A 13,015-nucleotide genomic window follows, 5' to 3' on the forward strand; every position below is an offset into this window, starting at 1 on the left:
TTTCCCGTACCGGTGAAACGCCTTCCGTTTGGGCTTTCGGGCCGTCAGGGGCAAGACTGCTCCCGTGACGTCCCGTACTCCGCGCGACTCCAGGCTGCGACTTGTCCGCCCGCGACCCCTCGCCACCGCCCGCAAGGCCGTGACGACCCGGCGTACCAGGCCGGCTCCCCGGCCCCCCGAGGGCACCCCGCCCCGGACGGAACTGGCGCGCCAGGCCAGGGCGGTACTCGCCGACGCCGTACGCATCGCCCACTGGGCGGCGGGCACGCCGGGGCCGGGCACCGCCGCCCCGCTCGCGGCCCACGCCCTCGAACGGGCGGCCACCGCTCTGGAACTCTCCCCGGCGCAGGTCCGCGCCGGCTGGGACCGGGCCCGGCTGGCCGGACTGATCGAACTGCACGGCGACACCGCCCGCCCCGGCTGGCGGCTGCGCGCCTGGGACCGGGACGACTCCGCCGTCCTGCGCGGCTGGGTGGCGCTCTTCGACGCCTGGTCGCTCGTCCACGCCGCACCCGCGGACATCGAGGCGGGGGCGGTCGCCGAAGCCGTCGAGGCCGTGCCGCAGGTGCTCTCCCTCCTCCAGCTCTCCGCGGGTCCCGTCACCGTCCCCGCCCTGCTGGACCTCCTCGGCCAGCGCGTCGCCGAACTCCGGGAGGAGCGCTGCGAAGTGCCCCTCGGACCCCGCAGAACCGCGCCCGCCACCCCGGCGGAGACCCCCGCCCGGGCAGCGGCGGCCGGGAACGGCGCCGGACCCGCCCGGAGCGCCGACCTCAACGCCCTGCTGCTCGACTGGGCCCTGGAGGGCCTCGCCGCCGTCGGGGCGCTGACGCTCGGCAGAGGGCACGCCACCCTCACCCCGCTCGGCAACTGGGCGGTCTGGGTCAAGCTGGAACAGATCTGCGTCGCCGCCCAGAGCCCGGCCGGGAACATCGAGCAGTCCGCCGCCGACATGCTCCTCGGCTGCGCCCGGCTCACCCCCGGCCCGGCCCGCGCCGAATACCGCGCCTGGCTCGCCGCCCGCACCGTCGGCAGCGCCGTCGCCGAACTGCTGGCCGTCGCCCGGGGCGAGGACGCGCTGCTGCGCGGACTGGCCTTCGAGGCGCTGAGGGTCGTCGGCGCCCCCGCCGAACCCGAGGTCCGGGCCGTGCTCGCCGAACCCTCGCTGCGGCCCTACGCGCTGCTCTGGCTCGCCGAGTACGAGGGCAACGACCCGGACGACGCCCAGGACGTCCTCAGCCGCGAGGAGGCCACCTGGCTCTGGGTCGACACCGCGGCGGCCGTCGCCGACCACGGCGAGACCGGGCTGCTGGTGCGCCACCTCGACTCCGCCGTCCAGGGCACCGTCCCGGCCCTGCTCGACGAGGTCAGGGCCGTCGGCCATCCGCGCACCGTCCAGGTCCTGGTCGCCCTGGCCGCGGCCCACCCGGACCCGGCCCTGGCCAAGGCGGTCCGCCGGGCCGCCTTCCAGGTGCACACCGGAGGAGCCTGACCCGGGGCCCCGGGCGGCCCCGGGGGCGCCCGGGAAAGCCCGACCGCCGCCGCGCCGGAGGGCAGCCCGGCCCGCCCGGTCCGCTCAGCCGGACCCCGGGGCGTACGTCCCGAAGCCCGGCCGGACCCTATAGGTGTGATGTGCGTCTCAGTCTTCCGCCGGGCCCTGACAATGCCCTTCTGGGTCCGGCCCTCGCCGCGTCCAGGCGGGTGGAGCCCCGAGCCGGATATCGGCCGGTTCGTCCCGGCGAGCACGCGGAAAAGAAGTTGCGCACCGCCAGTAGAATGGGCTGTATGGCTTTCCTCCTTGTGCATTAGCGGCGTCGAGAGACCTCCGCCCTCGTCCCTCCGCCGTCCAAACTGCCCTGGAGTTTTTCCGTGATCACCGCTTCCGGCATCGAGCTGCGCGCCGGCGCCCGCATCCTCATCGAATCCGCTTCCTTCCGTATCGCCAAGGGCGACCGCATCGGCCTCGTCGGCCGCAACGGAGCGGGCAAGACCACCCTCACCAAGTGCCTCGCGGGCGAGGGCACCCCCGCCGGGGGCACCATCACCAGGTCCGGTGAGGTGGGCTACCTCCCGCAGGACCCGCGCACCGGCGACCTCGACATCCTCGCCCGCGACCGCATCCTCTCCGCCCGCGGCCTCGACACGATCCTGCGCAAGATGCGCGAGAACGAGGAACGGATGGCGAACGGGCAGGGCGCCACCCGCGAGAAGGCGATGAAGAAGTACGAGCGGCTGGAGACGGAGTTCCTCACCAAGGGCGGGTACGCCGCCGAGGCCGAGGCCGCCACCATCGCCGCCGCGCTCAGCCTGCCCGACCGGGTCCTCGGCCAGCCGCTGCACACGCTCTCCGGTGGTCAGCGCCGCCGCGTCGAACTGGCCCGGATCCTCTTCTCGGACGCGGACACCCTGCTCCTGGACGAACCGACCAACCACCTCGACGCCGACTCCGTCGTCTGGCTGCGCGACTACCTCAAGTCCTACCGCGGCGGCTTCATCGTGATCTCCCACGATGTCGACCTGGTCGAGACGGTCGTCAACAAGGTGTTCTACCTCGACGCCAACCGCTCCCAGATCGACGTCTACAACATGGGCTGGAAGCTCTACCAGCAGCAGCGCGAGGCCGACGAGAAGCGCCGCAAGCGCGAGCGCCAGAACGCCGAGAAGAAGGCCGCGACCCTCAACGCGCAGGCCGACAAGATGCGCGCCAAGGCCACCAAGACGGTCGCCGCCCAGAACATGGCCAAGCGCGCCGACCGGCTGCTCTCCGGCCTGGAGGCCGTCCGGGTCTCCGACAAGGTCGCCAAGCTGCGCTTCCCCGACCCCTCCCCCTGCGGCAAGACCCCGCTGATGGCGGAGGGCCTCTCCAAGTCGTACGGCTCGCTGGAGATCTTCACCGACGTCGACCTCGCCATCGACAAGGGCTCCCGCGTCGTCATCCTGGGCCTCAACGGCGCCGGAAAGACCACGCTGCTCCGGCTGCTCGGCGGCGCCGAGAAGCCCGACACCGGCGAGATCATCGAGGGACACGGACTCAAGCTCGGGTACTACGCCCAGGAGCACGAGACCCTCGACCCGGAGCGCACGGTCCTGGAGAACATGCGCTCCGCCGCACCTGACCTCGACCTCGTGGCCGTCCGCAAGACGCTCGGCTCCTTCCTCTTCTCCGGCGACGACGTCGACAAGCCCGCGGGCGTGCTCTCCGGTGGCGAGAAGACCCGACTCGCCCTCGCGACCCTGGTCGTCTCCTCCGCCAACGTGCTCCTGCTCGACGAGCCGACGAACAACCTCGACCCCGCCAGCCGTGAGGAGATCCTCGGCGCGCTGCGCACCTACAAGGGCGCGGTCGTTCTCGTCACCCACGACGAGGGCGCCGTCGAGGCGCTCCAGCCGGAGCGGATCATCCTGCTCCCGGACGGCGTCGAGGACCTCTGGGGAGCGGACTACCGCGACCTCGTCGCCCTCGCCTGATCCACCGGGGATAGATCATTCGGCCTACGCGTGATCCGTCATCTGCGTGAGGACGTCTCGTACTCCGGTGGTGCGCCCGGCGCTCACCCGTCGTGCGCCCCCTTTCCGGCCGCTCTTCCCCGTACGGCCCTGACCTGGCTGTTCTCCGGCCGCTCCGGGCCGGGCGCCCTCGCGCGCCTTGTGGAATCGGGGATTCCGCTCGTGCCGACGCGCTCCGCATCCGGGAAACCGCTCGCACCGACCTTGCCGAATGGGTGGCCAGGAAGCGCGCTAGGGGTGATCATGAGAGTCCAGAGCGCACTTCCCATGAGGAGGCACGGGTGGCCGAGACTCTGAAGAAGGGCAGCCGGGTAACCGGCGCCGCGCGTGACAAGCTCGCGGCAGACCTGAAGAAGAAGTACGACTCCGGTGCGAGCATCCGGGCGCTGGCCGAGGAAACCGGCCGCTCCTACGGGTTCGTCCACCGGATGCTCAGTGAGTCCGGAGTGACGCTGCGAGGACGCGGCGGCGCGACACGGGGCAAGAAGGCCGCTTCGGCCTGAGGCCTCTGCGTTTCCGGTGTCTTCGGCGTCATTCGGGCCCAACGGAATTCGGGGTGACCACCCGGCCGACCGCAAGGTCGTCCGGGTGGTTACTGTTCAGTCACTTAATTTCGAGTGCTGACTGCACCCCACCCGGAGGCGCCCCATGACCTCGCTCGACACTGTGCTCGACAAGGACGGCGTACGGCTCACCGTCGACGACGCCGTCGCCACGGTGACGCTCACCCATCCGGCCAAGCGCAACGCTCAGTCTCCCGCTCTGTGGCGGGCGTTGACCGAGGCCGGAAGGGCGCTGCCCGGCACGGTCCGGGTCGTCGTGCTCCGCGGCGAAGGCATGTCCTTCTCCGCGGGCCTCGACCGGCAGGCCTTCACTCCCGAGGGCTTCGACGGAGAGCCGTCGTTCCTCGACATGGCACGCGGCCCGGAGGCCGAGCTCGACGCGATCATCGCCGAGTACCAGGAGGCGTTCACCTGGTGGCGCCGCAACGACCTGGTGTCGATCGCGGCCGTCCAGGGCCACGCCATCGGCGCCGGCTTCCAGCTCGCCCTCGCCTGTGATCTGCGGATCGTCGCCGAGGACGTGCAGTTCGCCATGCGCGAGACCAGCCTCGGTCTCGTCCCCGACCTCACGGGCACCCACCCCCTGGTGCACCTCGTGGGGTATGCACGCGCGCTCGAAATCTGCGCCACCGGCCGCTTCGTGCACGCCGAGGAGGCCGAGCGCACCGGCCTCGCCAACCTCGTGGTCCCCGCCGACCAGCTCGACGCCGCCGCCCGCGACCTGGCCGGGGCACTGGTCGCGGCACCCCGCGACGCCGTCGTCGAGACGAAGGCCCTCCTGGCCGGGGCGCTCTCGCGCGACTACGAGGAGCAGCGCGTCGCCGAGCGGGCCGCCCAGGGCCGCCGGCTCCGCGACCTGGCGGGCATCACCGACTGACCACGTCCGTGACCAGCACCGACACCGGCAGCCGCTCCTCCGCGGCCGCCGCCACCGCCGTGCGCACGGAGCGGGCGACATCCAGCGCCCGGTGGTCCCCGGAGGTCGCCACCTCGACCCGCACATGGTCCTGGGCGGTGTGCACCGGACCGCCCAGGACCCGGGTCAGCGAGACGACTCCCGGCACCCCGGCGGCAGCCGTCGCCACCGGTCCCTCGGGCTTCGCGCCCGGGGCCGGCGGCGCCGTCCCCACGGCCGTCACCTGATCGGTCGCACCGGCCTCCAGCAATGCCGTGACCGTCAGGTCCACCTCGGCGATCTCCAGACCCAGCCGGGCGGCGGCGGCCGTGAGCAGCGCCGTGCGCAGGGCCGCCGCGGTGTCGGGCAGCGGCCTGTCCGGGGTGGTGGAGAACTCCGCCTCGATCCGCAGCGGTACCGACGGCAGCGCGTTCGGCGGAGCCGGGGGCGGCGCCGGGTCCGCCGGGCCCCCCGACGCGTCGCGGCCGCCCCCGGCCACCGCCGCCTCCACCGCGGCCTCCGTCGGACCGATCCGCAGCTTCCCCACGACCGTCCCGGGGCGGGCCGTCGCCCCGCGCAGCACCGCGGCGGCAGCCGTCTCGGCGATCCACGCGCCGTCCGCCGGGCCGCCCAGCGGCAGCAGTCTGCCCAGGCCCAGCCGTTGCCGTACCGCGGCGGCCCATCCGTCGTCCCTCTGCTGGTCCCGCGCTGTTGTCATCGCCCCAGCCTGCCGTATCCACGGCGCGGGATGGGGAAAGCGCACTTAACGTGGGCAAGGAAGTCCAACCCTGTCCCGAAGGGAAGATCGGCGATGACTGAGAGCTCCCAGCGCAACAACCCCGACAGCGGCTCGGGCGGCAAGAACCTCGGCAAGCGCGGCGGCGGTGACCCCGGCACCCGGGGCCGTACCACGATCGCCGACGGCGTCGTCGAGAAGATCGCCGGAATGGCGGCACGCGACGTGGCCGGTGTCCACGCGATGGGCAGCGGCCTGTCGAGGACGTTCGGCGCCGTCCGCGACCGGGTCCCCGGCGGCGGCAAGTCCGTCACCCGCGGGGTGAAGGCGGAGGTCGGCGAGTCCCAGGCGGCCCTCGACCTGGAGATCGTCGTCGAGTACGGCGTCTCCATCTCCGATGTGGCCCGCGACGTGCGCGAGAACGTCGTCGCCGCCGTGGAGCGCATGACCGGGCTCGAAGTCGTCGAGGTCAACATCGCGGTCAGCGACGTCAAGCTGCCCGACGACGAGGACGACGAGGACGAGTCCGAACAGCGGGTCCAGTAGCCCTTCCGCAAGCAGTCCTTCCGCAACTCCGTCGCACGCCTGTTGAGGAGAGAAACACGATGAGCATGGCTGTCGCCGGTCTGTTGGCCGGCATGGCGCTCGGGTTCGCCGGGTATTTCGGCGGGTTCGGAGCCTTCGTACTGGTGGCCGCACTGGGCGCCGTCGGCTTCATCGCCGGCCGCTTCCTGGACGGCGACCTGGAGCCCGGCGACTTCTTCCGGAGTCGCGAGCGCGGCGACCGGCGACGGTGACGGCGGTGACCGGCCGGGTCGCCGCCGCGGAGCGGGGCGAGACCCGGATCGCCGACCGCGTCATCGCCAAGATCGCCGCCCAGGCGGCGAAGGAGGCGATCGACGAACCGCCCGCCGACGGGGCGTCGCCGCGTGCCACGGTCACCGTGCACCGCGACGCCGCCCGGGTCCGCGTCAGCCTGGAGCTCGGCTACCCCAGCGACATCGGCCGCCAGTGCGGCGCCGTACGCCGCCGGGTCGCCCAGCGGGTCGAGGCACTGGCAGGCATGGAGGTGCCCGAGGTGGCCGTGCAGGTCGAACGGCTGCACCCCGCCGGAGCGAGCGCCGCCGCACAGGGGAGGATCCGATGACCGAACCCGGTGAACCGACCGGCTCCACCCGGCGGATGCCCACCATCGGACAGGACGACGCCGCCGCGCGCACGCCTGCCCCCGACACGTCGGCCGACGCCCGCGAACCGGTCCCCACCCTGGAACAGGGCGACAGCGCCGCCGGCCGCTTCTGGTCCGCCCGCCGCGTCCCGGCCGCCCTGCTGGCCCTCGTACTCCTCGGCGGGGCCGGGCTGCTGCTCTACGACATCGCCGCCGTACGGGCCGGCCGCCCGGCCATGCGGTGGCGTCGCTTTCTCGCCGACGGACTGGCCGAACAGCGGCTGGACGACGTCGCGGTCCTCATCGGGGCCGGGGCGGCGGCGTTGATCGGACTCTGGCTGATCCTGCTCGCCCTCACCCCCGGACTGCGCGACCTGCTGCCGATGCGTCGCGACCGCGCCGACGTCCGGGCCGGACTCGACCGCACCGCCGCCGCACTGGTCGTGCGGGACCGGTCCGTGGAGGTGCCCGGAGTGCAGTCCGTGCGGGTCAGGGTGGGACGGCGGAAGGCGAAGGTGCGCGCCCACTCCCACTTCAGGGAACTCGACGACGTGCGGACCGACCTGGACGCCGTGCTGGAGAAGGCCGTCCGGGAACTGGGCCTCGCGCGTCCGCCGGCTCTCTCCGTCCAGGTGCACCGACCGGAGAAGAAGGGATGAGCCGCATGCGCTCCACCGTCAACCGGGTCCTGCTGGCCCTGGCCGGGCTGGTGCTGGTCGTCGTCGGCGGGGCGGTGCTCGCCGCCGGCCTCGGCGCCTCCGTGCCGTCCTGGTGGCCCTGGGACGGCAAGACCGACGTGCTGCTGAGCGCGGCCGACCGGCAGCGCTGGCGCGACGACGGCTGGTGGTGGCCGACGGTGATCGCCGTCCTCGCCGTCCTCGTGGTCCTAGCTCTGTGGTGGTTCCTCGCCCAGCTCCGCCGCGGCCGGCTCGCCGACGTACTGGTGGACAGCGGCGACGGCGAAGGGGCCCAGCTGCGGGGCCGCGCCCTGGAGGGCGTCCTCGCCGGGGAGGCGGAAGCACTGGACGGGGTGGGCCGCGCCCAGGCGATGCTGACCGGCCGCCGCACCGCGCCCCGGGCCCGGGTCCGCCTGCTGATGGAACCGCACGCCGCGCCCCTGGGGACGCTGAACGCGTTCGCCGACGGGGCGCTGGCCCACGCACGCGACTCGGCCGGTCTGGACGGACTGCCCGCCGAGGTGCGCCTCAGGGCCGGCAAGCACCGCGCGGAGCGGGTGTCCTGACGGCCCTTACGGCACGGGGGGAGCGCGGTGGGGCGGGTCAGAAGCCGTGCCGTGCTCCGCCGTCGACCGGGACCATGATTCCCGTCAGGTACGAGGCGGCGGGGGAGAGCAGGAAGGCCGCGGTCTTCCCGAACTCCTCGGGCGTCCCGTAGCGCCGCAGCGGGATCCGCGCCTCGTTGGCGGCGCGGGCGGCCTCCGCGTCGCCGGACAGGGCGTCCAGTTCGCGGACCCGGTCGGTGTCGATCCGGGACGGCAGCACGCCCACCACCCGGATGCCGCGCGGGCCCAGCTCGTCGGCCAGCGACTTGGCGAAACCGGCGAGACCGGGACGCAGCCCGTTGGAGATGGTCAGCCCCGCGATCGGCTCATGGACCGATCCGGAGAGCACGAAGCCGATCACGCCGCCCTCGCCGAGCGCGGCCGCGGCCGTCCGGGCGAGACGTACCGCTCCCAGGAACACCGTCTCGAACGCCGTCTGCCACTGGTCGTCCGTGTTGTCCGCGAGGAAGCCGGGGGCGGGCCCGCCGACGCTGACGAGGATGCCGTCGAGCCGTCCGAAGCGTTCCCGCGCCGTGTCCACCAGGCGCTGAGCGGCGCTCGGGTCGGCGTTGTCGGCGGCGAGCCCCACCGCCTCCGGGCCCAGCTCGGCGGCGGCCTCCGCGACGGACTTCTCGTCCCGGCCGGTGATGATCAGTTTCGCGCCGTCGGCGGCCAGGGAGCGGGCCGTGGCGTTGCCGAGGCCCCGGGTCGCTCCGGTGACGATGTAGACGCGGTCCTTCAGTCCAAGATCCATGGCCCTATCCTGCCGGGTCCTCCCCGGCCAGGTCGACAGCGGAGTTCACCAGTCCGATATGGCTGAAGGCCTGCGGGAAGTTCCCCAGCTGCCGCCCCGCCGCCACGTCGTACTCCTCGGCCAGCAGGCCCACGTCGTTGCGCAGCTCCAGCAGATGCTCGAACAGCTCCCGCGCCTCGTCCGGCCTGCCGATCCGCTGCAACGCGTCCACCAGCCAGAACGAGCAGGCGAGGAACGCCCCCTCGTCGCCCGGCAGTCCGTCCACGGAGGCGCCCTGGGTGCCGTAGCGACGGACCAGCCCGTCGCTGCCCAGCTCGGCGCGGACCGCGTCCACCGTGCCGACCACCCGCGGGTCGTCCGGCGGCAGGAACCCGGTCCGCACGATGAGCAGCGTCGAGGCGTCCAGCTCCCGAGAACCGTAGGACTGGGTGAAGGTGTTCCGCTCGGGGTCGTACCCCTTCTCGCAGACCTCGGCGTGCACGGCGTCCCGCATCGCCCGCCAGCGGTCGGCGTCGCCGGGCAGTTCGGGATTCTCCTCCAGCGAGCGCACCGCCCGGTCGGCGGCGACCCAGGCCATCACCTTGGAGTGCACGAAGTGCCGCCGGGGGCCGCGGATCTCCCACAGCCCCTCGTCCGGCTCGCGCCAGGTCGACTCCAGGAAGCCGAGCAGGCTGAGCTGGAGGTTCCAGGCGTGCGGCTTGTCGTCGAGCCCGGCGACGCGGGCGAGCCGGAGCGCGTCGATGACCTCGCCGTACACATCGAGCTGACGCTGACGGACGGCCGCGTTACCGATGCGCACAGGCCGGGAGTGCTCGTAGCCGGCGAGCCAGGGCAGCTCCATCTCGGGCAGCCGCCGCTCGCCCGCCAGCCCGTACATGATCTGGAGGTCGGCCGGGTCCCCGGCGACGGCCCGCAGCAGCCAGTCCCGCCAGGCCTCCGCCTCCTCCAGATAGCCGGCCGAGACCAGCGCCCCGAGGGTCAGCGTGGCGTCCCGCAGCCAGCAGTAGCGGTAGTCCCAGTTCCGTACGCCGCCGATCTCCTCCGGCAGGGAGGTGGTCGGGGCCGCCACGATGCCGCCCGTCGGGCCGTACGTCAGTGCCTTCAGGGTGATCAGGGAGCGCAGCACGGCCTCGCGGTAGGGGCCTTCGTAGGTGCAGGCGTCGGTCCACTTCGCCCAGTCGTGGAGGGTGTGCTTCAGCGCCTTGCGCGGGTCGATCAGTTTCGGGCGCGGCGCGTGCGAGGGGTGCCAGGTCAGCACGAACGCCACGCTCTCGCCCTCGGCGACGGTGAACGAGGAGCAGGTGCTGAACTGCTGGCCCCACGTCTTGACCGGCGGTTCGCTGCGCAGCCATACGGAGTCGGGGCCGGCGACCGCCACCCGGTGGCCGTGCGAACGCCGCACCCAGGGCACCACCGAACCGAAGTCGAAGCGCAGCCGCAGCACCGAACTCATGTCGACGGTGCCGCTGACGCCCTCGACGATCCGCATCAGGTCCGGCGACTTGTCGCGCTGCGGCATGAAGTCGATGACCTTCACCGTGCCGGTCCGCGTCTCCCAGTACGTCTCCAGGACCAGGGAGTCACCTGCGTACCCGCGCCGGGTGCAGGTGTCCGAGGTGTTGGCCCCCTGGGGCGCGATGCGCCAGTGGCCGTTCTCCTCGGTGCCGAGCAGGGCGGCGAAGCAGGCGCCGGAGTCGAAGCGTGGCAGGCAGAGCCAGTCGACGGAACCGTTCCTGCCGACGAGCGCGGCGGTCTGAAGATCGCCGATCAGTGCGTAGTCCTCGATGAGTGGGGTCACGCCTGGCGTTTTCCCGAACCGGCCCTTTGGTAATCAGCCATCAGGCCCGAGGGTTCGCAGGAGACCTCAGGCGCTCGCCGGTTCGGGCTGTTCGGGGGCGTCGGCCGTCGCGTTCTCCGCCGCGGCCTGCTCGCGGTCGCGCTTCTCACGGCGTACGAGAACGATCCAGCCGACCGGGACGGCGGCGACGAACAGCCACCACTGGACGGCGTAGGCCATGTGCGGGCCGATCGAGCTGTCGTCGGGGGAGGCGATCTGCTCGGGCAGATCACCCGTCGGCAGGGGGGCGGTCTGCTCGATGTATCCGCCGAGGACCGTCCGGGACAGCAGCTGGGACTGCTGGTCGCTGTTGATCAGCATCACCTGCCGGTCCGGCAGCCCCGCCAGGTCCTTGATGCCGCTGCTGCCGGTCGTCTCGTCCGCCTTGAGGCGGCCGGCGACGGTCACTTCGCCCCGGGGCGCGGGCGGCACGTCGGGGAAGGCGGTCTGGTCGGGCGCGGCCGGTACCCAGCCGCGGTTGACCAGGACGGTGCCGCCGCCCTTGAGGTCCAGCGGAGTCAGGACATGGACGCCGATGCGGTCGTCGTCCGAGGTCCGGCGGCGGACGACCACCTCGTGCTCGGTGTCGAAGGTCCCCGTCGCGGTGACCGCACGCCAGTAGTCCGAGCGCGGGACGGTGTGCCCGGGAGAGGTGAGCTCGGAGACCGGGACCGGCTCCGCGTCGAGGTTCCGCGAGATCAGCGCGTTCTGCTCGACCCGGTGTTCGTGCTTGTGGAACTGCCAGAAACCGAGCTCGATCATCGTCGGAATCAGCGCGAGGCCGAGCAGGGTGAGGATCACCCACTGCCGGGTCAACAGGAAGCGGTACACCCCATGACCGTACAACCGGGGGCATGGGGTGCGGCACTCAGGGGTGGAGCCGGAGCGATCCGGCGGCGGTCCGTGCCGTCACACTTTGTCCACGATGCCCGCCTTTCCTTCGGCGCGGGCGCAGTGGGCGCCGCAGTACCAGTGCCCGTCGACCTCGACGCCCTGTCCGATCACCTGGACCCGGCAGTGCTCGCAGATCGGCGCCATGCGGTGGATGGCGCAGGAGAAGCAGTCGAAGACGTGCACCGCGCCCTGCGCGTGCACCTCGAAGGACATGCCGTAGTCGTTTCCGCAAACCTCACAACGTGCCATGCGCCACAGGGTGGGACGCCCGGCGGTCACGGGGCGAGCGGCTGCCGGGCGAGTCGCGCCCGGTTCACTCCGATGACGGTGCGGGGGCCTGGTGCGGCAGGGTCGCCCCCGGAGACGGTTCGGCGGGGGCGACGTCGCGCAGCAGATGGGTGAAGGCGCTCTCCTCCAGGATCGGCGTCCCGAAGGTCTTCGCCTTCTGCGTCTTGGAGGTGGCGGCGTCGGGGTCGTTGGTCACCAGCAGACTGGTCAGCCGCGACACACTGGTCGCCACGTGCAGGCCGGCCTCCACCGCCCGGTCCTCCAGTAGCTCCCGGTCGATCGAGGTGTCCCCGGAGAAGGCCACCCGCATCCCCTGCTGGAGCGGCTTCTCCTTCTCGTACCGCCCCGGATTGGGATACGGGCAGGCCGGCCGCTTACGCGAGGGCCGCCAGCTGTTCTGCTGCCGGGAGGGCTGATAGCCGACACGCGGGGTGACGGGTGAGTCGGACCACTCGGTCAGCGGACGGCACTCCAGCAACGGCAGCCGCACCCCGCCCCGGGCGGCGGCGTGCAGGCTCGGCCGGAACGCCTCGGCCAGCACCCGGGCGTCGTCCAGGGCGTGGTGGGCCTGCTGCTGTACGACGCCGAAGTGCGCGGCGAGGGAGGCCAGCTTGTGGTTGGGCAGCGGCAGCCGCAACTCCTTGGCCAGCGCGATCGTGCACAGCCGGTGCTCGACGGGGGCGATCACCGCCGCACGCGCGTACTCGCGGGCGATCATCGACCAGTCGAACGCCGCGTTGTGCGCGACGAGCACCCGGTCCTTGAGCCGCTCCGACAGCTCGGCGGCCACGTCGGGGAAGAGCGGCGCGCCTTCGAGTACGTCGCTCGTCAGCCCGTGGATCCAGACGGGCCCGGGGTCCCGCTCCGGGTTGACCAGCGTGTACCAGTGGTCCTCGACATTGCCCAGGGCGTCCAGCCGGTAGACGGCGGCGGAGATTATCCGGTCGTCGCGGGCGAGTCCGGTGGTCTCCACGTCGACGACCGCGTACCCCTGGGGGTAGGCGGTCGGCCATGGTGCGGCTGTCTGGCGGTCGTCGAGCATGGTCACAGAGAATACGGGCCGCGACTGACAGTTCCCTATTCGGCTGTCGCCG

The 13,015-nt window shown here is 72.7% G+C and carries 15 protein-coding genes; 9 read left to right on the forward strand and 6 right to left on the reverse strand.

What is annotated here, in order from left to right; all coding sequences use genetic code 11:
- Positions 1–139: 139 nt before the first annotated feature.
- The 4 genes from N7925_RS28990 to N7925_RS29005 all read left to right on the forward strand — a co-directional run bounded on the left by N7925_RS28990 (position 140) and on the right by N7925_RS29005 (position 4,944).
- Positions 140–1,489 (forward strand): hypothetical protein, encoded by a 1,350-nt coding sequence (locus tag N7925_RS28990; RefSeq protein ID WP_265604037.1) that lies wholly within the window; start codon positions 140–142, stop codon positions 1,487–1,489.
- 377 nt (positions 1,490–1,866) lie between these two features.
- Positions 1,867–3,465, forward strand: a complete 1,599-nt coding sequence (locus N7925_RS28995) for an ABC-F family ATP-binding cassette domain-containing protein (RefSeq protein ID WP_265602351.1) — start codon at positions 1,867–1,869, stop codon at positions 3,463–3,465.
- A gap of 320 nt (positions 3,466–3,785) precedes the next feature.
- Complete coding sequence (locus N7925_RS29000) at positions 3,786–4,007, forward strand: helix-turn-helix domain-containing protein (protein WP_006123601.1); 222 nt, start codon at positions 3,786–3,788, stop codon at positions 4,005–4,007.
- Positions 4,008–4,152: 145 nt separating this feature from the next.
- Positions 4,153–4,944 carry an enoyl-CoA hydratase/isomerase family protein gene (locus tag N7925_RS29005; RefSeq protein WP_265602352.1) on the forward strand — a complete coding sequence of 264 codons (792 nt, stop codon included), beginning with the start codon at positions 4,153–4,155 and terminating at the stop codon, positions 4,942–4,944.
- On the opposite strand, the gene N7925_RS29010 is transcribed toward N7925_RS29005, so the two are convergent.
- Positions 4,934–5,680: a hypothetical protein gene (locus N7925_RS29010; protein WP_265602353.1), complete on the reverse strand. Its 747-nt coding sequence runs from the start codon at positions 5,678–5,680 to the stop codon at positions 4,934–4,936. The genes N7925_RS29005 and N7925_RS29010 overlap by 11 nt on opposite strands.
- Positions 5,681–5,773: 93 nt before the next feature.
- On the opposite strand from N7925_RS29010, the gene N7925_RS29015 reads away from it, so the two are divergent.
- Genes N7925_RS29015 through amaP form a run of 5 tightly spaced genes read left to right on the forward strand, consistent with a single transcriptional unit; the run spans position 5,774 to position 8,109 of the window.
- Positions 5,774–6,244, forward strand: a complete 471-nt coding sequence (locus N7925_RS29015) for an Asp23/Gls24 family envelope stress response protein (RefSeq protein ID WP_265602354.1) — start codon at positions 5,774–5,776, stop codon at positions 6,242–6,244.
- A gap of 59 nt (positions 6,245–6,303) precedes the next feature.
- Positions 6,304–6,495 (forward strand): hypothetical protein, encoded by a 192-nt coding sequence (locus N7925_RS29020; RefSeq protein ID WP_012381448.1) that lies wholly within the window; start codon positions 6,304–6,306, stop codon positions 6,493–6,495.
- On the forward strand, positions 6,492–6,845 hold the full coding sequence (locus N7925_RS29025; protein ID WP_265602355.1) for a hypothetical protein: 354 nt from the start codon (positions 6,492–6,494) through the stop codon (positions 6,843–6,845). Before N7925_RS29020 ends, N7925_RS29025 begins: the two co-directional genes overlap by 4 nt.
- Positions 6,842–7,525 (forward strand): DUF6286 domain-containing protein, encoded by a 684-nt coding sequence (locus N7925_RS29030; protein WP_274345630.1) that lies wholly within the window; start codon positions 6,842–6,844, stop codon positions 7,523–7,525. Before N7925_RS29025 ends, N7925_RS29030 begins: the two co-directional genes overlap by 4 nt.
- A 5-nt stretch (positions 7,526–7,530) precedes the next feature.
- Entirely contained in the window at positions 7,531–8,109 is a 579-nt protein-coding gene (gene amaP, locus N7925_RS29035; RefSeq protein ID WP_265604038.1) for an alkaline shock response membrane anchor protein AmaP, read from the forward strand.
- Between the two features lie 37 nt (positions 8,110–8,146).
- Here the strand turns inward: amaP and N7925_RS29040 are convergent, their stop codons facing one another.
- The 5 genes from N7925_RS29040 to N7925_RS29060 all read right to left on the reverse strand — a co-directional run bounded on the left by N7925_RS29040 (position 8,147) and on the right by N7925_RS29060 (position 12,969).
- On the reverse strand, positions 8,147–8,902 hold the full coding sequence (locus tag N7925_RS29040) for an SDR family oxidoreductase (protein WP_274345631.1): 756 nt from the start codon (positions 8,900–8,902) through the stop codon (positions 8,147–8,149).
- A 4-nt stretch (positions 8,903–8,906) separates the two neighbouring features.
- Positions 8,907–10,700: a glycoside hydrolase family 15 protein gene (locus N7925_RS29045; protein ID WP_265602358.1), complete on the reverse strand. Its 1,794-nt coding sequence runs from the start codon at positions 10,698–10,700 to the stop codon at positions 8,907–8,909.
- A 66-nt stretch (positions 10,701–10,766) separates the two neighbouring features.
- Positions 10,767–11,570 (reverse strand): SURF1 family cytochrome oxidase biogenesis protein, encoded by an 804-nt coding sequence (locus tag N7925_RS29050; protein WP_265602359.1) that lies wholly within the window; start codon positions 11,568–11,570, stop codon positions 10,767–10,769.
- A gap of 78 nt (positions 11,571–11,648) precedes the next feature.
- Complete coding sequence (locus tag N7925_RS29055; RefSeq protein ID WP_007459448.1) at positions 11,649–11,882, reverse strand: hypothetical protein; 234 nt, start codon at positions 11,880–11,882, stop codon at positions 11,649–11,651.
- Positions 11,883–11,946: 64 nt separating this feature from the next.
- Positions 11,947–12,969, reverse strand: coding sequence for a DEDDh family exonuclease (locus N7925_RS29060; RefSeq protein ID WP_265602360.1), 1,023 nt, complete (start codon positions 12,967–12,969; stop codon positions 11,947–11,949).
- Positions 12,970–13,015 lie beyond the last annotated feature (46 nt).

The organism is Streptomyces sp. CA-278952, assembly GCF_028747205.1.
Lineage (GTDB): Bacteria > Actinomycetota > Actinomycetes > Streptomycetales > Streptomycetaceae > Streptomyces.

What these genes read in the sequence shown, in the direction of transcription:
- N7925_RS29005 (WP_265602352.1), top strand. Translation starts at nt 4,153, where the DNA reads ATGACCTCGCTCGACACTGTGCTCGACAAGGACGGCGTACGGCTCACC.
- N7925_RS29010 (WP_265602353.1), bottom strand. Translation starts at nt 5,680, where the DNA reads ATGACAACAGCGCGGGACCAGCAGAGGGACGACGGATGGGCCGCCGCG.
- N7925_RS29015 (WP_265602354.1), top strand. Translation starts at nt 5,774, where the DNA reads ATGACTGAGAGCTCCCAGCGCAACAACCCCGACAGCGGCTCGGGCGGC.
- N7925_RS29020 (WP_012381448.1), top strand. Translation starts at nt 6,304, where the DNA reads ATGAGCATGGCTGTCGCCGGTCTGTTGGCCGGCATGGCGCTCGGGTTC.
- N7925_RS29030 (WP_274345630.1), top strand. Translation starts at nt 6,842, where the DNA reads ATGACCGAACCCGGTGAACCGACCGGCTCCACCCGGCGGATGCCCACC.
- amaP (WP_265604038.1), top strand. Translation starts at nt 7,531, where the DNA reads ATGCGCTCCACCGTCAACCGGGTCCTGCTGGCCCTGGCCGGGCTGGTG.
- N7925_RS29040 (WP_274345631.1), bottom strand. Translation starts at nt 8,902, where the DNA reads ATGGATCTTGGACTGAAGGACCGCGTCTACATCGTCACCGGAGCGACC.
- N7925_RS29055 (WP_007459448.1), bottom strand. Translation starts at nt 11,882, where the DNA reads ATGGCACGTTGTGAGGTTTGCGGAAACGACTACGGCATGTCCTTCGAG.